This is a genomic window from Winogradskyella rapida (genome assembly GCF_042675845.1).
In the GTDB taxonomy this organism is placed as follows: Bacteria; Bacteroidota; Bacteroidia; order Flavobacteriales; family Flavobacteriaceae; genus Winogradskyella; species Winogradskyella rapida.
In genome coordinates this window covers 1,476,497-1,497,775 of sequence record NZ_JBHTKM010000063.1, presented here as the reverse complement: position 1 = coordinate 1,497,775, position 21,279 = coordinate 1,476,497, and the positions used below count along the sequence as shown (strand labels likewise).

The 21,279-nt window shown below is 36.1% G+C and carries 22 protein-coding genes; 20 read left to right on the top strand and 2 right to left on the bottom strand.

From position 1 onward, the window contains the following. The first annotated feature begins 3 nt into the window (after positions 1-3). The 20 genes from ACFQ13_RS13750 to ACFQ13_RS13655 all read left to right on the top strand — a co-directional run bounded on the left by ACFQ13_RS13750 (position 4) and on the right by ACFQ13_RS13655 (position 19,427). Positions 4-639 carry a hypothetical protein gene (locus tag ACFQ13_RS13750; RefSeq protein WP_386118291.1) on the top strand — a complete coding sequence of 212 codons (636 nt, stop codon included), beginning with the start codon at positions 4-6 and terminating at the stop codon, positions 637-639. Then, positions 636-1,325 carry a hypothetical protein gene (locus ACFQ13_RS13745; protein ID WP_386118290.1) on the top strand — a complete coding sequence of 230 codons (690 nt, stop codon included), beginning with the start codon at positions 636-638 and terminating at the stop codon, positions 1,323-1,325. Before ACFQ13_RS13750 ends, ACFQ13_RS13745 begins: the two co-directional genes overlap by 4 nt. Before the next feature lie 51 nt (positions 1,326-1,376). Next, entirely contained in the window at positions 1,377-2,849 is a 1,473-nt protein-coding gene (locus ACFQ13_RS13740) for a DUF5687 family protein (RefSeq protein WP_386118288.1), read from the top strand. Between the two features lie 5 nt (positions 2,850-2,854). After that, complete coding sequence (locus tag ACFQ13_RS13735; RefSeq protein WP_114308059.1) at positions 2,855-3,571, top strand: ABC transporter ATP-binding protein; 717 nt, start codon at positions 2,855-2,857, stop codon at positions 3,569-3,571. Between the two features lie 198 nt (positions 3,572-3,769). Further along, positions 3,770-6,379, top strand: coding sequence for a type IX secretion system periplasmic lipoprotein PorW/SprE (gene porW / locus ACFQ13_RS13730; protein WP_449361598.1), 2,610 nt, complete (start codon positions 3,770-3,772; stop codon positions 6,377-6,379). 16 nt (positions 6,380-6,395) lie between these two features. Further along, the gene (locus ACFQ13_RS13725) at positions 6,396-6,827 is read left to right on the top strand and encodes a bactofilin family protein (RefSeq protein ID WP_386118286.1); all 432 of its coding nucleotides are present in this window, start codon (positions 6,396-6,398) and stop codon (positions 6,825-6,827) included. Continuing rightward, the gene (locus tag ACFQ13_RS13720; RefSeq protein ID WP_386118284.1) at positions 6,811-7,029 is read left to right on the top strand and encodes an AtpZ/AtpI family protein; all 219 of its coding nucleotides are present in this window, start codon (positions 6,811-6,813) and stop codon (positions 7,027-7,029) included. Before ACFQ13_RS13725 ends, ACFQ13_RS13720 begins: the two co-directional genes overlap by 17 nt. Continuing rightward, the gene (locus tag ACFQ13_RS13715; protein ID WP_386118282.1) at positions 7,022-7,414 is read left to right on the top strand and encodes a DUF6168 family protein; all 393 of its coding nucleotides are present in this window, start codon (positions 7,022-7,024) and stop codon (positions 7,412-7,414) included. Before ACFQ13_RS13720 ends, ACFQ13_RS13715 begins: the two co-directional genes overlap by 8 nt. A gap of 90 nt (positions 7,415-7,504) precedes the next feature. Next, the gene (gene atpB / locus ACFQ13_RS13710; RefSeq protein WP_386118281.1) at positions 7,505-8,683 is read left to right on the top strand and encodes a F0F1 ATP synthase subunit A; all 1,179 of its coding nucleotides are present in this window, start codon (positions 7,505-7,507) and stop codon (positions 8,681-8,683) included. 38 nt (positions 8,684-8,721) lie between these two features. Continuing rightward, complete coding sequence (gene atpE, locus ACFQ13_RS13705; RefSeq protein WP_114308053.1) at positions 8,722-8,910, top strand: ATP synthase F0 subunit C; 189 nt, start codon at positions 8,722-8,724, stop codon at positions 8,908-8,910. 92 nt (positions 8,911-9,002) lie between these two features. Further along, entirely contained in the window at positions 9,003-9,503 is a 501-nt protein-coding gene (locus ACFQ13_RS13700; protein ID WP_348419223.1) for a F0F1 ATP synthase subunit B, read from the top strand. A gap of 5 nt (positions 9,504-9,508) precedes the next feature. Beyond that, the gene (atpH, locus tag ACFQ13_RS13695; RefSeq protein ID WP_386118278.1) at positions 9,509-10,045 is read left to right on the top strand and encodes an ATP synthase F1 subunit delta; all 537 of its coding nucleotides are present in this window, start codon (positions 9,509-9,511) and stop codon (positions 10,043-10,045) included. 58 nt (positions 10,046-10,103) lie between these two features. Continuing rightward, entirely contained in the window at positions 10,104-11,684 is a 1,581-nt protein-coding gene (gene atpA, locus ACFQ13_RS13690) for a F0F1 ATP synthase subunit alpha (protein ID WP_386118276.1), read from the top strand. A gap of 141 nt (positions 11,685-11,825) precedes the next feature. Beyond that, positions 11,826-12,686, top strand: a complete 861-nt coding sequence (gene atpG, locus ACFQ13_RS13685) for an ATP synthase F1 subunit gamma (protein ID WP_386118274.1) — start codon at positions 11,826-11,828, stop codon at positions 12,684-12,686. 187 nt (positions 12,687-12,873) lie between these two features. Then, a complete protein-coding gene (locus tag ACFQ13_RS13680) occupies positions 12,874-14,334 on the top strand; it encodes an oligosaccharide flippase family protein (protein WP_386118272.1) in 1,461 nt (486 codons plus the stop codon). A 20-nt stretch (positions 14,335-14,354) separates the two neighbouring features. Next, positions 14,355-14,789, top strand: coding sequence for a dUTP diphosphatase (gene dut, locus ACFQ13_RS13675; RefSeq protein ID WP_386118270.1), 435 nt, complete (start codon positions 14,355-14,357; stop codon positions 14,787-14,789). Between the two features lie 132 nt (positions 14,790-14,921). Further along, the gene (locus ACFQ13_RS13670; RefSeq protein WP_386118268.1) at positions 14,922-15,941 is read left to right on the top strand and encodes a sugar phosphate nucleotidyltransferase; all 1,020 of its coding nucleotides are present in this window, start codon (positions 14,922-14,924) and stop codon (positions 15,939-15,941) included. 55 nt (positions 15,942-15,996) lie between these two features. Next, on the top strand, positions 15,997-17,358 hold the full coding sequence (locus ACFQ13_RS13665) for a tetratricopeptide repeat protein (RefSeq protein ID WP_386118266.1): 1,362 nt from the start codon (positions 15,997-15,999) through the stop codon (positions 17,356-17,358). Beyond that, complete coding sequence (locus ACFQ13_RS13660) at positions 17,359-18,150, top strand: DUF4292 domain-containing protein (RefSeq protein ID WP_386118264.1); 792 nt, start codon at positions 17,359-17,361, stop codon at positions 18,148-18,150. It abuts the gene before it with no gap. A 56-nt stretch (positions 18,151-18,206) separates the two neighbouring features. After that, on the top strand, positions 18,207-19,427 hold the full coding sequence (locus ACFQ13_RS13655) for a murein hydrolase activator EnvC family protein (protein ID WP_386118262.1): 1,221 nt from the start codon (positions 18,207-18,209) through the stop codon (positions 19,425-19,427). Between the two features lie 14 nt (positions 19,428-19,441). Here ACFQ13_RS13655 and ACFQ13_RS13650 read toward each other — a convergent pair whose 3' ends face one another. Together ACFQ13_RS13650 and ACFQ13_RS13645 are read right to left on the bottom strand one after the other, a co-directional pair. Beyond that, on the bottom strand, positions 19,442-19,954 hold the full coding sequence (locus tag ACFQ13_RS13650) for an acyl-CoA thioesterase (protein WP_386119460.1): 513 nt from the start codon (positions 19,952-19,954) through the stop codon (positions 19,442-19,444). 261 nt (positions 19,955-20,215) lie between these two features. Beyond that, positions 20,216-21,151 carry an HU domain-containing protein gene (locus ACFQ13_RS13645; RefSeq protein WP_386118260.1) on the bottom strand — a complete coding sequence of 312 codons (936 nt, stop codon included), beginning with the start codon at positions 21,149-21,151 and terminating at the stop codon, positions 20,216-20,218. Positions 21,152-21,279 lie beyond the last annotated feature (128 nt).

The following is a 21,279-nucleotide window of genomic DNA, read 5'->3' as shown; positions in this document are numbered from 1 at the left end:
AAAATGAAATTATCCAAAGAAGACATAAAATTTATAGATGATTTTCTTATAAATAAAAAGATTAAATATCTCGATATTAGAGTTGAGTTAATAGATCATTTAGCAACAGAGTTCGAAGAAAGCTCTGCTTATGTGCTTATTGAAGATTTTTTATTAAGTAAAGTTAATTTCATAATAGAATTTGATAAGAAACAAAAAAAGACGATACATTGGAGTTATCAAAAGTTGCTGTGGCTGCAGTTTGCAAAGTTTTTCTATCAATTAAAATTTGTAGTCATATTTATAGCATTAGAAATTTTTGTATACACGGCATTTAACCTTTTTAGCTTAAAGACCTTTAGCTTTATTTGGTTAGCAACAATAGCAATTTTGATGCTTTATCCAATATATTATCAAATTAGGTATTCTAAAGCATTAAAAAAAGTGCAATCTATGCAATCATTGTTTACGATAACGTCGCTTCCTTCTGTGTTTTTATATGCGTTTGGTGCTCTAAAAGATTATTTATTCGAAACGCCGATAGTATTAGTCTTATACTGTAGTGTTTCACTTTTATTAAGTCTTTCTGCGGTAATTGTAATTGAAAATAATAGAAGTAAAATTGTAGAGAAATATATCCAATTTGTAAAAGAAATATGAAACTAACCGAACCCCAAATACAAGATCTTTACGCTTTTACAAGACAACATTATGTGGAGCATTACGACTTACAAACGGAACTCGTTGATCACTTGGCCAATGATATAGAAGCCCAATGGCAGGTAAGGCCAGAGCTTTCTTTTGAAGACGCTAAAAACAGAGCCTTTAAAAAATTCGGCATATTTGGTTTTATGGATGCCATTGAGCAAAAAGGTAAAGCCATGAATAAACGCTACAGAGGCTATTTGTGGGCAGAGCTTAAAAAATGGTTACAGCTACCTCAGGTTTTGGCCACCATTACATTGTATTTAGTGTTCTACGTCTCGTTCTCTCTAGGAGATATTGCGACTATAGCTTTAATTTTCTTCGGAATTATTTTAATCTGGTGTAGCTATAAAAGTATACAGCTCAATAGGCAGTTTAGACGACGAAAAGAAGTGTCTCATAAAAAATGGATGCTTGAAGAAATGATTTTTAGACAAGCAGGAAGTACAATGTTTGTCTTTATGTCACAGTTGTACAACGTTTATAAAATCCCAGAACACTTTGGCGACAATGCCTATTTTTTATTCCTCTTTTCTTTAGGTTTTACGGCTCTAACGCTAATTAACTATATCAGTTTAGAAGTTATACCAAGTAAAGCTGAAAAACTACTTAATGAGACTTATCCAGAATTTAGTCTGTAACATTTTGTTGTTTTTTCATACTTATTGCATAAACCAACCCTTCATTGCCTTATGATAAAACATTTTATAAGCTTAGAGTGGAAAGCATTTACGCGCTCAGCCTCTTTTAAAGTCAATCTTATATTAAAAATTTTAATGGCGTTCGGTGCTTTGGCAATATTACTCTATATGTTGCTTATTGGGGTAGGGGCCTATTACATCATTGATGAGTACCTTAAAAAGGAGCCTTTAGTATTTGTAAATCAAATTCTCATATTTTATTTTCTAGCCGACTTATCACTGCGTTATTTTCTTCAGAAAATGCCAATTTTAAACATTAAGTCCTTTTTGTATTTACCGCTGAAGAAAGACAAAATTGTAGGCTTCGGAATTAATAAAACCATCATTTCGTTTTTTAATATTGTCCACGCTTTCTTTTTTATACCTTTTTCAATTGTAATGCTCCTAAATGGGCATGATGCGCTTAACGTTTCAGGATGGGTCGTGGCTATGTTGGCATTGGTGTATTGCAATAACTTCATTAATATTTTTGTAAATAATAAAGATGTGGTGTTTTATGCCTTAGTCGCTGTGATTGTTGGCTTTGCTGCACTGACGTACTACAATATTTTTGATATCACCGTATTTACAGGCCCAATTTTTCAGGCTTTTTATGATAGACCTTACCTTGCAATTTTAGCTGTAGGATTAATGGTTCTGCTTTATAAAATGGCCTTTAACTACTTCCGAAAAAACTTTTACTTAGATGCTGGTTTAGCTCAAAAAGTAGCTGTAGGAGAAACCGATAATATGGCCTATTTAGACCGCTTTGGTAGTGTATCCACATTTCTAAAGAATGATATAAAACTTATAAAAAGAAACAAGCGTTCTAAAACGACGGTTTTAATGAGTGTGCTGTTTATCTTTTATGGCTTATTATTTTTTACTGGAGCTGTAAAAGCTTATGACGGTCCTTTTTGGCGCGTATTTGCAGGTATTTTTGTGTCTGGTGGTTTTCTATTTAGTTTCGGACAGTTTGTGCCTAGTTGGGACAGTGCGTATTATCCACTAATGATGAGTCAAAATATCAGGTACAAACAGTATTTAGAATCTAAATGGTATTTAATGGTTATTGCTACGATTATTACCACCATAATAGCATCATTTTATCTCTATTTGGGCTGGCAGGCTTATGCTGCTGTTGTGGTTGGCGCTATTTATAATATTGGTGTGAATTCTCATATTGTTCTGTGGGGTGGTGCTTATATTAAAACGCCTATCGATTTATCCTCCAATAAAAAAGCCTTCGGAGACAAAAAAGCATTTAATGTAAAAACACTGCTTTTAACCATCCCTAAAATAATATTACCCGTAGCCATTTATGCCATTGGTCATTTTGCCAGTGGTGAGGTCTTAGGCTTTATCTTAGTGGCGGTATCAGGTCTTATTGGACTGCTATTTAAGAATAAAGTATTTGGCATTGTAGAGCGAATTTACAAAGCAGAAAAATATAAAACACTAGCCGCTTACCAACAAAAAAATTAGAAACTATGATATCCACGTATAAGCTTTCAAAAACCTATAAAGAGAACACTGTTTTAAATATTGATGCCTTAGAGATTCCAAAAGGTCAAAGTTTTGGTTTAGTAGGAAATAACGGTGCGGGTAAAACAACCTATTTTAGTTTGTTGCTCGATTTAATTCAGCCTTCAACGGGTTCCATAAAAAGCAATAATATCCAAGTCAATGAAAGTGAAGATTGGAAGCCTTTTACGGCAGCCTTTATTGACGAGACCTTTTTAATCGGTTATTTAACACCAGAGGAATACTTCTATTTTATTGGTGAATTAAGAGGTCAAAATAAATCTGATGTGGATGCATTATTAGCACAGTTTTCAGACTTTTTCCACGGCGAAATTCTCAATCAGAAAAAATACCTAAGAGACCTCAGTAAAGGAAATCAGAAAAAAGTAGGAATCGTTGCGGCCCTTATCGGGAATCCTGAAGTGATTATTTTAGACGAGCCTTTTGCTAACTTAGATCCAACAACGCAAATACGATTAAAGCAAATTATAAAAGATCTTGCGCAAAAACAAGGGGTTACTGTTTTAGTCTCTAGTCACGACTTAACCCACGTTACTGAAGTCTGCGAACGTATTGTGGTTTTAGAGAAAGGACAAATTGTAAAAGATTTAGAGACCAATCCAGAAACCTTGAAGGAGCTAGAAGCACATTTCGCCAATGCTACAGTGCTTACAGAAGTTTAAGCTTTAAAATTTTATAGTTAGACAACGAAAAAGGTGTACTATGAGGTGATCATAGTGCGCCTTTTTTACTTACAACACGCCGCATTTGCTCGAAAAGGCACTAAATAATATTAGAAATTCAAAAAGATGCTTATTTTTACGAACTAACACACTAAATACCGTACATTTTAGTTATCTATTAATCAAATAGAATTCCCGTTGAAAACCGTTTACAAAGTCATATTGTCCTTATTTGGTGTCCTTGTGTTAATGCAAAGTTGTTCGCGTAAAAAGGATAAATTTATTAACCGAAATTTCCATGCTCTTAGTACGGAATACAATATTCTCTATAACGGAAATATTGCCTTACAACGCGGAATTGAGAGTGTCAATAACGAGTTTACCGAAGATTTCTGGAACCTTTTGCCTGTTGAGCGTATGGAGGTTAAAGAGGATATCTTTTTGCCAGGGCAAACCAAAAATGCCGATTTTGAACGTGCGGAAGAAAAGGCCATTAAAGCCGTTCAGAAGCATGGGATGAATATAGACGGGAAAGAGAAAAACCCTCAGATCGATGAGGCGTATTTACTCCTTGGTCAAGCCCGTTATTTCGATCAGCGCTTTGTACCAGCCATGGCCGCCTTCAATAATATTCTAAATAAATACCCAACCTCAGATAAAATTAATCAGGTTAAAATTTGGCGCGAAAAAACGAGTATGCGCCTCGATAATAACCGTGGTGCAATAGATAAGCTAAAACGCCTTCTAGAGGAAGAAGAACTCGAAGATCAAGATTTAGCGGATGCTACAGCGGCCTTAGCCCAAGCTTATATCAATATAAAAGCTAAAGATAGTGCCATTACCCAACTTGGCATAGCGGCAGAACATACCAAAATAAAAAGAGAAAAAGCACGCTACCATTACATTAAAGCGCAGTTGTATAACGAGTTTGGTAAAAAGGATAGCGCTAATTTAGAGTTCGATGCTATTATAAAGATGCACCGTCAAATTCCGAGGTCTTTCTATATTAATGCTCATATTGAGAAATCTAATAATTATGATTTTTCAAATATCGACCGCGTTGAATTCGAAGAATACCTTGTAGACTTAGAGGAGAATAGAGAAAACCGTCCGTATTTAGATAAAATTTTCTACCGTATTGCTGAGTATTACCGCGAGAAAGGATCCGATAGTATTTCAGAAGTCTATTATAATAAGTCGCTTAGAAAAATTCGTTCAGACAAATACTTAAAAGCACTCGATTATGAGACGCTCGGAAATATGTATTTTGATAATAATAGCTATAAAACGGCTGGAGCGTATTATGACAGTACCATGACGGCTATGGAATTCAATTCTAAGCCTTATAGAGTAATTAAAAGGAAGCGCGAAAATCTTGATGATGTTATTTATTATGAAGGAATTGCACAGACCAACGATAGTATTTTACATATTTTAAGTCTTTCTAAAGATGAGCAATTAGCGCTCTACACAGCACATGCGGAAGCGCAGCGTTTAAAAGCTTTAGAAGAATTAAAAAAACAAGAAGAAGCCTTAGAGCGTAGAGAAAATGCAGCGGCACCAAAGGCTGCTTCTAATAATAGGTTAGCAGCCCAAGCCAAGATTATGGGGGCAAGGCAACCTATGAGTCTTAATAGCTCACAACAGAATAGTTCGTTTTACTTTTATAATTCTACAACAGTAGCCTACGGAAAAAATGAATTTTTAAAACTTTGGGGCGAACGCAAACTTCAAGACAATTGGAGACGTAACACACAGCGTTCTGATTATAAAAATGAATCTGTAGCCTCTAATGATGACGAGGAGAAATCGGTTGAAGATGTTCGTTTTATGCCAGAGACCTACCTCAATAGCCTTCCTAAGGAACAGAAAGACATCGATAGTATTATTAAGGCCCGTAACTATGCCTATTACCAATTAGGCGTTATTTACAAGGAAAAATTTAAAGAGTTTGAATTGGCAGAGGATAAGCTTGAAAGCCTTTTGGCCAAAGAACCTGAAGACCGACTTATTCTACCTTCAAAATACAATTTGTATCAAGTTTATTTAGCTCTGGGGCGTAATCAAAAAGCGGCAGCCATGAAAACAGCTATCATTGAAGGTTACCCGGAATCGCGCTATGCAGAAATACTTTTAAACCCAAGTTCTGAATTGTCTAAAGATGAAAACAGTCCAGAGGTGATTTACGCCAATCTTTACAAACAATTTGAAGAAGAAGCCTATGCAGAGGTTATTGAAGGTACGGAAGCTCAGATTAAACGCTTTGAGGGCGAAGCTATAGTGCCTAAGTTTGAAATTTTAAAAGCTTCTGCTGAAGGCCGATTATATGGTTTTGAAGCCTATAAAAAAGCGATTAACGCCATAGCATTAAATTATTCTAACACAGAAGAAGGGCAAAAAGCTAAAGACATTATTGCAAAGGCCTTACCAGTCTTGGCGAAAAAGAAGTTTGTTGCAGATGATGCCGCAGATAAGTTTAACGTTATTTATCAGTTTGAAAATAATGCCGGAGAGGATGTTGAAGCCTTTATAACGCGCTTAGAAGAAGAGGTTGCTAAAATTACCTACTTTGATCTTACGGTATCAAAAGATGTATATGATGCAGATACAACCTTTGTAGTGGTCCATGGATTAAAAAGTTATCAAGGGGCTAGTGGCTTTGCAGAGTTACTTCAGTCTGAAGAAAAAGATAAACGAGGGCGTGTGGTTAAACCAAAGATTACAAGACCTTACATCGCTATTTCTTCTCCAAATTACGCCATCGTTCAGCGTCATAAAAACTTAAATGCGTATTTAAAAATACAGTAATATAAATCTAATCACTATGTTTTCTTCAGAAAGAAAAAAACCAAAACTACAAGCTATTATGGAATCAAGTACACAACAGAATATCATCGCTCACGGCACAAAAATTGTTGGAGATATTTCTAGTCAAGGTCCGTTTAGAATTGATGGTATTGTAGAAGGTAATGTAAAAACATCTGGAAAAGTAGTGGTTGGAAAATCAGGTTTAATTCAAGGAACCTTACAAGGTGAAAATGCTGATTTCGAAGGGAAATTTTCTGGAAAGCTTGTTCTTACCGGGACCTTATCCTTAAAATCAAGTGCTCATATTGAAGGCGAAGTGCATATTGCTAAACTTGCTGTAGAGCCTGGAGCAACCTTTAATGCCACTTGTTCTATGAAGGGCGATGTAAAATCCGTGGAGGACAACGCTGTAAAAGCTTTAAAATCTTCAGGTGCCAAAGCCAAGTAAAACCCCTAGCAAGTTTCTTAGGTTTGCAGGTGTAGGCTTCCAAATGGGAGGTGTTATTTATTTAGGGCATTATTTAGGCACATGGCTAGATGCCACCTATGGTAAAACCTATTGGGAAACCAGTCTGACACTTTTATCCGTTTTTGCTTCTATTTATTTGGTAATTTCGCAAGTTATAAATCTAACTAAAGAAGATGACTAAATCGCTTTTCATTTACATTGCGTCTTTTACCGCCATGTTTTTTGTTCTTCATTTTGCGCAACAAGGCTTGCTTCAGACCTTTAATGCTGAGGTTCGTTTTAGCACTTGGGATGTGAATATGTTTTTGGCTATTGTGTCCTTATTAATATGTGTACATCTTAAGCTGTTTTCTAGCATAAAAATGTTACACACTCAAATAGGCTTCATTTATTTACCAACTCTTTTTATCAAAGGGGGGCTATTTTACGCTGCTTTTAAGACTTCAATTTTTAACATAGAAATTTTAACATCTCCCGAACGGTATAGCCTTTTGGTGCCAGTGCTCTTATTTTTAGGACTTGAAGTCATTTTTGTAGTAAAGATCTTAGAGGAAATCGATGCGTAAATATTAAGAATAAAAAGATGTTGTATTTTTAATTTATTACGTACTTTTGCACCGAATTTGAAAAGAGTAATTTTTTTGATTTTTTTAACAATGAAGATATTTCAACGAAGTTTTAAATTTTTAGCACTTGTAGTCTTAGTGTTCTTGTCAACAACTATTTACGCTAATACATCTACTGAAGATGGTGGACAGGTAGATACAAGAGAAGAAGTGGATGCGTATATTGCACATCACCTTCAAGACTCTCACGACTTCTCATTCTTTTCTTATACGAATGATGAAGGTGAGCGCAAACACGCCGGTTTTCCACTTCCAGTGATCTTGTGGTCTTCTGAAGGACTAGTGACTTTTATGTCTTCGGAATTTCATCATAATGATGATGGTCATGTCATTGTTGAGAAAAACGGATTGAAGTTTGTTAAAATTCATTCTAAGATTTACGAATTAGAAGCCGGAGCAACAGCAGTTAATTTTGATGCTGAGCACCACGCTACAAACGCTGCTAGAGTTTTAGATTTCTCTATAACAAAGAGTGTTGTTGGTATCTTAGTCATTGGTTTATTAATGTTCTTCTGGTTCTCTAGATTGGCTAAGCAGTACAAGAATAAAAAGATTCCTACTGGTTTTGGTCGTGTATTAGAGCCACTTGTTATCTATGTAAGAGACGAAATTGCAAAACCAAACATTGGAGATAAACACTACAGAAAATTCACAGGTTATTTATTAACGGTGTTCTTTTTTATCTGGTTATTAAACATGGTAGGTTTAACACCATTAGGATTTAACGTTACAGGGCAGATTGCAGTAACAGCATGTTTAGCTATTTTCACCCTGATTATTTATGCCTTTAGTGGTAATAAAGATTTCTGGGTACACATTTTATGGATGCCAGGAGTACCGTATTTAATCCGTCCTATTTTAGCCGTGATTGAATTGGTAGGTACTTTTGTAATTAAGCCTTTCTCATTATTAGTACGTTTGTTTGCAAACATTACAGCAGGTCACACGGTTATTATGGCTTTAATTGCAATTATGTTTGTAATGAAAGATTCATTAGGTGTTGCAGGAGCGACCGGATTATCTTTTGTGCTTTCAGTCTTAATTATGTTTATTGAGGTTTTAGTGGCCTTTTTACAAGCTTATATTTTTACGATGCTTTCAGCTTTATTTATTGGTATGGCGGTAGCAGAACACGATCATGATCATGAGCACGATGCTCACGGTCACGAAATCCCAGATGCGCAAGACGTAAGAGGTGATTTCATTTAAGAAGAGTTTTTTTAATTTAACTATATAATTTATTTACTATGTACAATTTAATTGGAGCAGGAATAATCGTAATTGGAGCAGGTTTTGGACTTGGTCAAATTGGTGGAAAAGCAATGGAAGGTATTGCACGTCAGCCTGAAGCTGCTGGAAAAATCCAAACAGCAATGATTATCGTAGCAGCACTTTTAGAAGGTTTAGCATTCGGTGCTTTAATCTTAGGAAAGTAAGCTTAAAAAACAAGATAGAGCCTCTGCAACGGTTGGTTGCAGAGCCTATTTTAATTAAAAAAAATTAAAAAAACATTTAATTATTTAATACAATGGAGACATTATTAAACGATTTTTCACCAGGATTATTTGCCGTACAAACTGTATTGCTTTTATTATTAATTTTCTTAATGGTGAAGTTTGCTTGGAAACCAATCCTTAGTTCTTTAAACGAAAGAGAAGAAGGAATTCAAGGGGCCTTAGACGCAGCTGAAAAAGCAAGACGTGAAATGGCGAACTTACAAGCAGATAATGAAAGATTATTACAAGAAGCACGCTTAGAAAGAGAAACAATGATCAAAGAAGCGCGCGAACTTAAAGAAAAAATGATTGCAGAAGCTGAAGCGGATGCTCAGGCGCAAGCTAATACCATAATTACTCAAGCTCAAGCAGCAATTGAAGGAGAAAAGAAAGCAGCAATGGCAGAATTAAAAAGTCATGTTGCCGGTTTATCTTTAGAAATCGCAGAAAAAGTAGTGCGTAATGAATTATCTAACAAAGACAAGCAATTAGAATTGGTGGAGTCAATGTTAGGAGAAGCAACTTTAAACTAAGATAGATGTCAGGATCAAGAGCGGCCATACGATATGCTAAAGCGGTTTTGAGCTTAGCAATAGATCAAAAGTCTACAGATGCAGTGCAGAGTGATATGAAAACCATCACAGATACCATTGCAGAAAGCACAGATTTAAGTCAGATGCTTCAAAGTCCTGTAGTAAAAGCTTCAGATAAGAAAGCAGTATTAACACAAGTATTTACGAATACTAATGCAGTTACTGTAAACTTAATAGATACTTTAATCGCCAATAAAAGACTTGCCATTTTAAATGATGTAGCCGTAAGCTATACGCATTTATATGATGAGATGAAAGGCATGCAGGTTGCAACAGTAACAACTGCGGTGGCTTTAAGTGACGATTTAAAATCTAAAGTCTTAGCCAAAGTAAAAGAGCTTACAGGAAAAGACGCAGAAGTGACTAACGTTATCGACGAAAGCATCATTGGTGGTTTTGTGTTACGTGTTGGAGATATTCAATATAATGCGAGTATCGCTAACAAACTAAATAATTTAAAAAGAGAATTTACATTAAATTAAGAAGCGTTAGAAGCAGGGACTAAAATCTCAATTTCTAACGACTAATATCTAAATAAAGATGGCAGAAGTAAAACCAGCTGAAATATCAGCAATCTTAAAACAACAACTTTCAGGCTTTGAAGCGGGAGCTTCTTTAGATGAAGTCGGAACAGTATTAACTGTAGGTGATGGTATTGTACGTGCTTACGGATTAGCTAATGCACAATATGGTGAATTAGTAGAATTCGAAGGTGGTGCAGAAGGAATCGTACTTAACCTTGAAGAAGATAATGTAGGTATTGTACTTTTAGGAACTTCAGTAGGAGTGAAAGAAGGGTCTACAGTAAAACGTACAGAACGTATCGCCTCTGTTAAAGTAGGAGAAGGTATTGTTGGTCGTGTTGTAGATACTTTAGGAAACCCAATTGATGGTAAAGGACCGATAGTTGGTGATACTTACGAAATGCCTTTAGAGCGTAAAGCGCCTGGTGTTGTCTACAGAGAGCCGGTAACAGAACCTTTACAAACCGGAATTAAGTCTATTGACGCTATGATTCCTGTAGGTAGAGGACAACGTGAGTTGGTGATTGGTGACCGTCAAACTGGTAAAACAGCAGTTTGTATCGATGCGATCTTAAATCAAAAAGAATTTTACGATGCAGGTGAGCCTGTATATTGTATATATGTTGCTGTTGGTCAAAAGGCTTCAACAGTAGCACTTATTGCTAAAACATTAGAAGAAAAAGGCGCTTTAGCGTATACTACTATCGTGGCAGCGAATGCATCTGACCCTGCAGCAATGCAAGTTTATGCACCGTTTACAGGAGCTTCTATTGGAGAATATTTTAGAGATACTGGTAGACCAGCTTTAATTGTATTTGATGATTTATCAAAACAAGCCGTTGCTTACCGTGAGGTATCTTTATTATTAAGACGTCCACCGGGACGTGAAGCATATCCTGGTGATGTATTCTACTTACACTCAAGATTATTAGAGCGTTCTGCAAAAATTATCAATAATGATGCGATTGCTAAAGAAATGAATGACCTTCCAGAAGTGTTAAAACCTATGGTTAAAGGTGGTGGTTCTTTAACAGCTTTACCTATTATTGAAACACAAGCGGGTGACGTTTCTGCCTATATTCCAACCAACGTAATTTCTATTACTGATGGTCAGATTTTCTTAGATGGTGATTTATTTAACTCTGGTGTACGTCCAGCAATTAACGTAGGTATTTCTGTATCTCGTGTTGGTGGTAACGCTCAGATTAAATCAATGAAGAAAGTTTCTGGTACTTTAAAATTAGATCAAGCACAATACCGTGAATTAGAAGCATTCGCTAAGTTTGGTTCAGATTTAGATGCCGTTACTTTAAACGTAATTAACAAAGGTAAGCGTAACGTTGAAATCTTAAAACAAGCGCAAAACGATCCGTTTAAAGTAGAAGATCAAGTTGCTATTATCTACGCTGGTTCTAAGAACTTGTTAAAGGATGTTCCTGTAGAGAAAGTGAAAGAATTTGAGCGCGATTATTTAGAGTTCTTAAATGCGAAGCATAAAGACACTTTAAACACGCTTAAAGCTGGTAAATTAACAGACGAGGTTATAGATACATTAACAACTGTAGCTAAAGACCTTTCTAGCAAATACAAGGCTTAATAAGGCCTAGATTTTGAGTTATAGTTTTGAAAATTCACGACTATAACTCAAAATTTTATAATATAAAATAGATTTAAAACGGAATGTCACTCCGAGCAATAGCGAAGAGTCTTTTGTATAACATTCGAATACAAATATAGAATGGCTAATCTTAAAGAAATACGTAACAGAATATCATCGGTATCTTCAACGATGCAGATTACAAGTGCCATGAAAATGGTATCTGCTGCGAAGTTAAAGAAAGCGCAAGATGCTATTACTGCAATGCGTCCTTACTCTAATAAGTTGTCAGAATTATTGCAGAGTCTAAGTGCGACTTTAGATGAGAGTTCTGGAAGCAAATTTGCTGAACAACGCGAAGTTGAAAATGTGCTTGTTGTAGCAATTACTTCTAATAGAGGTTTATGTGGGGCTTTTAATTCTAACATTATAAAGCAAACACAACATTTAATCAATTCAGTATACGCCTCTAAAAACGTTTCTGTATTAGCAATTGGAAAAAAAGCCAATGATGCTTTTGCCAAACAAGACAGAGTCATTGCTAATAAAAGTGAAATTTTCGATAATCTAACTTTTGATAATGTTTCTGAAATTGCAGAAATGTTAATGGAAGAGTTTGTAGCAGGTACTTACGATAAGATAGAGATCGTTTACAATCACTTTAAGAATGCAGCAACACAAATTATCATTACTGAGCAGTTCTTACCAATAGTGCCTGTTGAAGCTGATGATAGTGTGAACTTAGATTACGTTTTTGAACCTTCTAAATTAGAAATTGTAGAAGAATTAATCCCGAAGTCTTTAAAAACACAATTGTATAAAGGAATTAGAGATTCTTTTGCTTCTGAACACGGAGCGCGTATGACAGCGATGCATAAAGCAACGGATAACGCTACTGAGTTAAGAGACCAATTGAAATTAACTTATAATAAAGCCAGACAAGCCGCTATTACTAACGAAATCCTTGAGATTGTTGGTGGGGCTGAAGCTTTAAACAACTAAATTTTTCTGTCGAGGCAGAATTCTTATAATTAAAGATCTAACAGTTAGTCGTTAGGTCTTTTTTTTTGGTTTAAACCTTCCTAGGTCTTGGATTTAATTAGAGCACTACAATCTGCCAATCCTTGGTTTAAATCGACCTTCTTTTCATATTATTTCAATACTTTTGAACTCAACCAATAGAATTACATTGAGCGGCTTCAAATCCCTTTTTAAACAGACTTTTATCTACGGACTCGCTACGGTATTGCCTAGAATGCTGAGCTTTATCCTAGTGCCGTTATATACCGATCCTGCGGTGCTATCTGTAGAAGAATACGGGCGGGTCTCCTTTATATTCGCCTATTTTGTACTGTTTAATGTGGTTTTAGCATACGGAATGGAAACCGCATTTTTCAGGTTTTTTAATAAAGAAGAAGAGCAAGATAAGGTCACCAATACCGCAAGCCTTTCTCTTATTCTTAGTTCATTGCTACTATTGGCTGGGGCCTTTTTGTGCCGTCATCAAATTTCAGCACTGATAAATATAGATCTCCAATATCTTAATCTTGTATTTGTCATTTTACTCTTAGATGCCTTAGTCATTATTCCATTTGCCTGGTTACGTGCCACAGCTCAACCCATGAAATATGCGGTTATTAAAATACTCAATGTTGCTATAAACCTCGGACTCAACATCTTTTTGTTACTGTATTTAAAAGATTTGGCGCATCCAGATTCTGTTTTGGCGCCTATCTATAAGCCCGATTTCGAAATCAATTATATTTTCATATCTAATCTTATTGCTAGTGGAGTCACTTTGGCTATCCTTCTGCCTTTTTACGCCAAATTAAAGTTCAACTTTGATACCGCCTTGTGGAAAAAAATGATGCGCTACGCGCTACCAGTATTAGTCGCAGGGATTGCCTATTCGGTTAATGAAACCTTTGACCGTATTCTCTTAGAATACCTCTTGCCCGCAGATCTAGCCGATGCACAAATAGGAATGTATTCCGCCTGTTATAAATTGGCCTTGTTTATGACGCTTTTTGCCACGGCCTTCCGTTTAGGGATAGAACCTTATTTTTTTAGCCATTCTAAAGCTGCTAATCCACAAAAGAATTATGCAACCATTTTAGAGTACTTTGTGGCTCTCGGTGCGCTTATTTTCCTCGGTGTTGTAATTTTTGCGGATGTGCTTAAACCCTTTATCATAAGAAGTGAGGCCTATTATGAAGCCATGTGGATTGTCCCATTTATCCTTTTAGCTAATTTCTGCCTCGGTATTTATCACAACCTTTCCGTATGGTACAAAATTACAGATCGGACAGCTTACGGGGCTTATATTTCAATATTAGGAGCACTTGTAACGCTAGGCCTTAATTATATGCTTATTCCAAGTATGGGCTTTAAAGGATCAGCCATTGCAACGCTTTCTGCCTACGCCATAATGATGTTATTGTCTTTTTACTTCGGAAGAAAACACTACCCGATTCCGTATAACTTAAAGAAAATAGGACTGTATCTAGGTGTTTCTATTTTGTTTTCCTTTGTGTTTTTCTATAACTATCGCGGAAATTATGGCATCGGAATTGCAATGTTAATCGTATTTTTGGGATTAGCATTTAGCCTCGAAAAGAAAACGCTAAAACAAGTATTAAAGAGAAATTAATTCGTCATTCAGATTACAACATGAATATAAAAATCATTAATAAATCTAATCATCCATTACCACACTATGAAACTATTGCTTCAGCAGGTATGGATCTTCGTGCCCACCTATCAGAATCTAGAGTATTAAAACCTTTAGAGCGTAGTATCGTTGGCACAGGGTTATATATAGAATTACCTATTGGTACCGAAGCCCAAGTAAGACCACGTAGTGGATTGGCCGCTAAAAAAGGGATCACGGTACTTAATGCCCCAGGAACTATTGATGCAGATTACAGAGGAGAAATTGGTGTAATCTTAGTCAACCTTTCTAATGAAGACTTTGTCATAGAAAATGGTGAGCGTATTGCGCAATTAGTCATTGCGAAACACGAACGTGCGGAATGGGAAGTTACCGAAGAATTGTCAAATACCGCTAGAGGAGAAGGTGGATTTGGGAGTACCGGTGTAAAATAAGCTAAGAATTAGTATTTTAAGCCTCGATTTTAGATAAGGATTCAGGTTACCTTGTAAAAAAAACTGAAGAATAACATAAATGATATCAATCAATCGATTTCCTTTTTTGGGAAACGAAAAATAAATTTTCAGATGAAAATAATTGTACCCATGGCAGGTCGCGGATCGCGCCTTAGACCACATAGTTTAACCGTACCAAAACCATTAATTCCTGTAGCTGGTCAACCTATTGTTCACCGTTTGGTTAAAGATATTGCTAAAGTATTAAAGCAGCCTATAGAAGAAATAGCCTTTGTTTTAGGGGACCCTGCGTTTTTTGGAGACGAGGTCGTTAAGAGTTTAACAGAACTTGCTGAAGGTTTAGGCGCTAAAGCTTCTATTTATAGACAAGATCAGCCTTTAGGGACCGGTCATGCTATAATGAGTGCTAAACCGTCGTTAACGGGGCCTGCAGTTATTGCCTATGCCGATACGTTGATCCGTGCTGAATTTGATTTAGATCCAAACGCCGATAGCGTTATTTGGACCAAGCATGTGGCCAATCCAGAAGCTTATGGGGTTGTAAAACTAGACGCGAGTGAAAATATCGTTGAACTGGTAGAAAAACCTGAAACCTTTGTTAGCGATCAAGCCGTAATAGGTATTTATTACTTTAAAGATGTTGCCGTTTTAAAAGACAAATTGCAAGAAGTTTTAGATGAAAATGTTATGAATGGCGGGGAATACCAAATTAATGACGGTATTAAGCGTATGATGGCCGATGGTCGTGTGTTTAAAACCGGAACGGTTGATGAGTGGATGGACTGCGGAAATAAAGCCGTTACGCTAGATACTAACGCTAAGATGTTGGGCTTTTTAACTGCAGATAAAGAAGAGGTCTTAGTGGACCCGTCGGTAGTTTTAGAAAATTCAAAGATAATAGAGCCGTGTTACATTGGTAAAGGTACCGTCTTAAAAAATACAACTGTAGGACCGTATGTGTCTATTGGTGAAGAATGTGTTCTTGAAAACACAAGCGTTAAAAATAGCTTAATTCAAAATAAGACTAGCATTAAAAACGCTAATTTAGACGAAGCTATGATTGGAAATCACGTGACTTATAACGGCCAATTTACCAAGATTAGTATCGGTGATTATACGGTTATAGAATAAGCGGGAATCCGGTTTTTAACAACCAAGAATAGGACTTGGTTAAAGGAAGTTTTAAGTGAATAAAAAGTATCTTTTTATCGTTGTATTAGTGTTCGGAATGTGTCTTCCGCAGCCTAGTTATGCCCAAGCGGATTTTAACAAAACGGCAGAAGACGATTTAGGGAATGTTGAAGACGAGTTTCAAGAATACTTTTTTGAAGCCTTAAAACAAAAAGGGATAGAAAATTATGAGCGTGCCGTTAAAGCGCTTCAAAAGTGTCTGACTCTAAATGATAAGTTGCCTGTAGTTTATTTTGAATTAGGAAAAAACTACAACAAACTTAAAAACTTTGGTGCGGCAGAAGAGCACTTAAAGGAGGCTATTAGTATGCAACCTGATAATGTGTGGTTTTTAGATGAACTTTATGATGTCTATTTTCAGCAAGATGATATAAAAAATGCCCTAAGAACCATTAAACAACTGGTAAAATACCATCCCGATTATAAAGAAGATTTGGCGGCACTTTACGTCCGCGAGGAACGTTATAAGCAAGCTCTAGAGATTTTAGATGAACTTGATGCCGAGTTTGGTCTTAGTGAGTCTAGAGACGCCATGCGTAACGATATTTATAGCATTACAGGAAATGCCGACGATAGAATTGAAAATTTAGAACAACGTATTGCTAATAATCCAAGTAACGAGGACAACCATTTAAAATTAATTTACCGTTATAGCCAAACTGGAGATCATAAAGCCGCCTATAAAGTCGCTAAGAATTTATTAAAAGAGAAGCCCGATTCTAAATTTGTACACTTGGCGTTGTATAAATTTTACCTTCAGGATAATAAAGTCTCAGAGGCCATTAATTCTGTAAAAGTTGTTTTAACGAGTCCAGAAATAAATGCCGATGCTAAAGCTAAAGTCTTAAAGGATTTTGTAGGTTTTGTTGCCAAGCATCCGGAATACGAATCAGATCTTATTGATATCACAGCGCTTGTAGATGAAAATAAAGATGCACAAACGCATAGCGATTTAGGGCATTATTATTTAAAAGCTGGTGATAAGGTTAAGGCCTTATCTAATTTTAAAGCGGCTTTAAAACAGACGCCTAATGACTTCAAATTAATAAAAGATGTATTATTACTTCAGCTAGATATAAAAGATTATGACGCTGTCATTAAAGATAGTGAACGTGCCTTGGAGTTGTATCCGGCGCAACCGCTATTATATTTGGTCTATGCTGTGGCTTTAAACAATACCGAAGCACCAAAACAAGCCATTCCGCAGCTTCAAATGGGATTAGATTTTTTAATTGATAATCCTAATATGGAAGCCGATTTTTATTCCGAATTGAGTCGTGCATACAAAGCCCTAAATAATATAAGTAAATCAGAAACGTTTGCTAAAAAAGCTAAAGCCTTAAAATCTAAATCGTAAATGAATTTATTTCAAAAGAATAACACTTTCAAAATTGTTTTATGTGCATTACTTATTGCTTTAGTAAGCAGTTGTCGTGGGACAAAAAGTGTCATTGCCTCTGGGGTGCCTAGCGATAAGCTCTCGGCCAAACAAGTGATAAAACAACACGACAAAAGTGAGGCCGATTTTAAAACCATGAATGCTAAAGTGGCTATTGATCTTATTCAAGGTGAAAAAGAACAAGGGCATACCTTTAACCTGCGCATGGAAAAAGATAAAGTCATCTGGTTAAGTGCCTCTTTCGGGATGGCCCGCATGATGATTACGCCCAACAAAGTTCAGTTTTATAATAAATTAGATAACGAATATTTTGATGGCAATTACCAATTATTAAGTGAAGTTGTTGGGGTAGACCTAGACTTTAATAAAGTGCAGAATATTCTTTTGGGTCAAGCTATTTTTAACTTGCAAGATCAAGTTCATGAAGTAGCTATAAGTGATAATGCTTATGCTTTAAGTCCTAAAGATCAGGAAGCGTTTTTAGAGTTGTTTTATTTAATAAACCCTTCACATTTTAAAATCGATAGCTTACAAATGTATCAAGCCTTAGAGCGTCGTATGTTACAAGTAGATTATGCGAGTTATCAAGAGGTAAATAAGCAAATTATTCCTCAGAATATTAAAATTGTAGCGGTAGATCATGAAGATGAAGTTAAGATTACGCTAGAGTTTAAATCGGTTGCTTTAGATGGTGAAGTGCGTTTCCCATTTAATATTCCGGCGGGTTACAAAGAAATTGAGATTAAATAACATTGATAGCCTTTAAATACTAGGCTGTATCGCGACTAAAAATCATTATATAATTAATGAAAAAGAATTTTTATATCCTTCTTATTATCGGCTTAATCCTACCGACAATTTCCCTTTGGGCACAAAGCGATAAGCAAAAACAATTGGAACAACAACGGCAGCAAGTTTTAAGAGAAATGAAGCAGATCAATGCCTTGTTATTTTCTAAAAAGAAGGAACAAAAATCAGCGATTACCCTTATTGAAGATATTAATTATAAGGTGAATGTTAGAAAGAATTTAATCCGAATTACCAACGAGCAAGCCAATCTGCTGACGCGAGAAATTAATAGCAATCAAGAAGAAATAACAAGCCTTAGAACGCAATTACAAGAGTTAAAAGACGATTACGCTGCTATGGTGGTAAAATCGTATAAAAGCAAATCTGAGCAAAGTAAAGTGATGTTTTTGTTGTCTTCTCAGAACTTTCAACAAGCTTATAAAAGGCTTCAATATATTAGACAATACCGAGATTATCAAAAAGAGCAAGGCGAAGCGATTAAGGTAAAAACAAAAGAACTTCAAGACTTAAATATTCAGCTTTCTAAGCAAAAGGAGGATAAGAAGAAGCTTATTGAAGAAAACCGAATTGCTAAACGCGAATTAGAAGGCGAGTTAAAGGAGCGTGAAGCCCTTATGGCTTCTATTAAATCGGATATGAGCAAGTTTGCCTCACAAATTAAAGCCAAACAACAAGAAGCCAACCGCTTGGATAAGGAAATAGACCGTTTAATTGCTGAAGCTATTGCGGCAGCCAATAAAAAGTCGGGTAAAAAATCATCAACCGGAAAGTTTATTTTAACGCCTGAAGCTAAAAAACTAGCTGCAAATTTTGCCTCTAATAAAGGGAAATTAGGATGGCCAGTAGCCCGTGGGGTCGTTAAAGCGAAGTTTGGTAAAGGACGTTCTTTAACGGATCGTTCTGTACAGGTAAATCACTCCGGAATTAAAATTGCAACGGAAGTCAATGCCGATGTAAAGGCGATTTTTAATGGGGTAGTATCCTCAATACACGTTATGAAACGAGGAAACCCAACCATCTTAATTAGGCATGGAGATTACATTACCATATATCATAACCTCTCTAAACTCTACGTGAAAAAAGGTGATAAAATTAGCACAGGGCAGGTGATTGGTAAGGTGTTTAGCAATAAAATTACAGGAGAGACCCTGCTCGATTTCAGAATCTATAAAAATAATCTAAAGCTTAATCCAGAGTCCTGGTTAGCACGACAATAAGAACGGCTTTAAGGCTATTCTACAAAAAGCGCTTTAAGTTCAGTAGCATCTTCAGGTTTCATTTTACCGGCTAAGACTAAACTTAATTGCTTACGACGTAAAGCAGCATCAAAACGTTGTTGTTCTAATTCTGTTTCTGGGACAAGCTCAGGCACTTTCATAGGGCGTCCGGCATCATTTACCGCCACAAAGGTGTAAATAGCTTCATTGGCTTTAATACGCTCGCCAGATTCTCTGTCTTCAATCCAAACATCAATATAAACTTCCATTGAAGATGAAAATGCTCTAGAAACCTTAGCTTCAATCATAACCACACTTCCTAAAGGAATCGCTTTAGTAAAAGCCACGTGGTTTACAGCAGCAGTAACAACAATATGTCTAGAATGTCTTCTTGCAGCAATACTAGCGGTTTTATCCATACGCGCTAAGAGTTCACCTCCAAATAAATTGTGAAGCGGATTGGTTTCTCCGGGTAATACCAAATCGGTTGAAACTGTTTTAGACTGATTAGCGGTTCTAGATAGCATAGTAATTTTTAAAATTTTGCGCAAAGATAAAGGGATTTTATCAGTTGCCTTTATGAAATAGGAAAAAAGCGCCTCAAAATAAATAGACGGACCTCAAAGCTATTTTTCTAAGTTGTAATTAGAGAAAAAACCGAGACGAATAAGGTGCAATTAGAGCAACCGAAAGCCTGTCTAGTCTTTTTGGTTTAGTCTATTATAAGACGGCATCCTAAGAAATTAGAGGGTAAAGCGCTATTAAAAGTAAGCACTTCTGAAATAAAATTATTTAAGATTTTTAATCAATAACCACGCATCTCTATTATGGTCGCGACGAATTTTAGACAATTCGTTTTGAGCTTCAGATCGGGTTTCAAAACTTCCGTAAACAACCTCGTGTAAGCCAAATCGGTTTGTTCCAATTTTACGAGCTTTAAACCCTTGTGCTCTAAGTTGTTTAACTTTAGTGTCGGAATTAGCTTCCACTCTAAAAGCGCCAGCAACAATATGGTAGTTTCCGGTCTGCTTTTCTAAAGTTAATGTTGCAGCAGGTAATGGACTCATCACAAAAGTCGCTTCTTGGACCTTGGCATCAAGTTGTTCGTTTGCTTGTTCTTGAGCTAACTGATTGTGGTTTTCAATGCTCGTATTGTAATAGGTTACAGCAGCAACACCACCTAAACCTAAACATAATACAGCCGCAGCAGCATATTTAAACCAATTACGGTTAGAACGTTTTTCTGGGCTTATGCTAATAGGGGCCGTTTCTTCAACAGTCGCTACAGTGGCTTTATACGTTTCTCTTGTAATTTCAGAAGATGAGAAGTGCGATAAACCAAAAGCATCCGTCAGATAATTAATGTGTTGAGACGGATCAAATTCAAGTTTTCCATCCGTGTTTAAAATAAAATCACCAATGTTTTTAAATTGAATGGTTTCTCCTTCAGAAAGGTATAATTTAATAGACCTAACTTGCTTAGCAATAGCTTGTAATGCAGCCGAATATGAGATCTGTTCTACCTCGGCAATATAATGCGCTAATAAGCCATCATTCTTTTGCAATTGCGCATTGAACGATAATGCTTTTTTAGGCGGATAAAACGTGTGTGTGGTCTTATGAATTTCTGCTGAAACACGTTGCGTTAAAAAGGCGCCGAACTCAGGTACGGTCACACAATCATAACGGTATAAAAGGTCACTAATGTAAGTCTCTAACTGCATAAAGACAAAGTTAAAAATTTTTATTTCTGAAAGAAGTGTTGGATGAAATTTTTATTAACATCACCAGAGGAGTAGCACGAGTAGCTTTTTATTGATGGTTTATAAAAGTCTTTCGGTCGTTTTGAAAG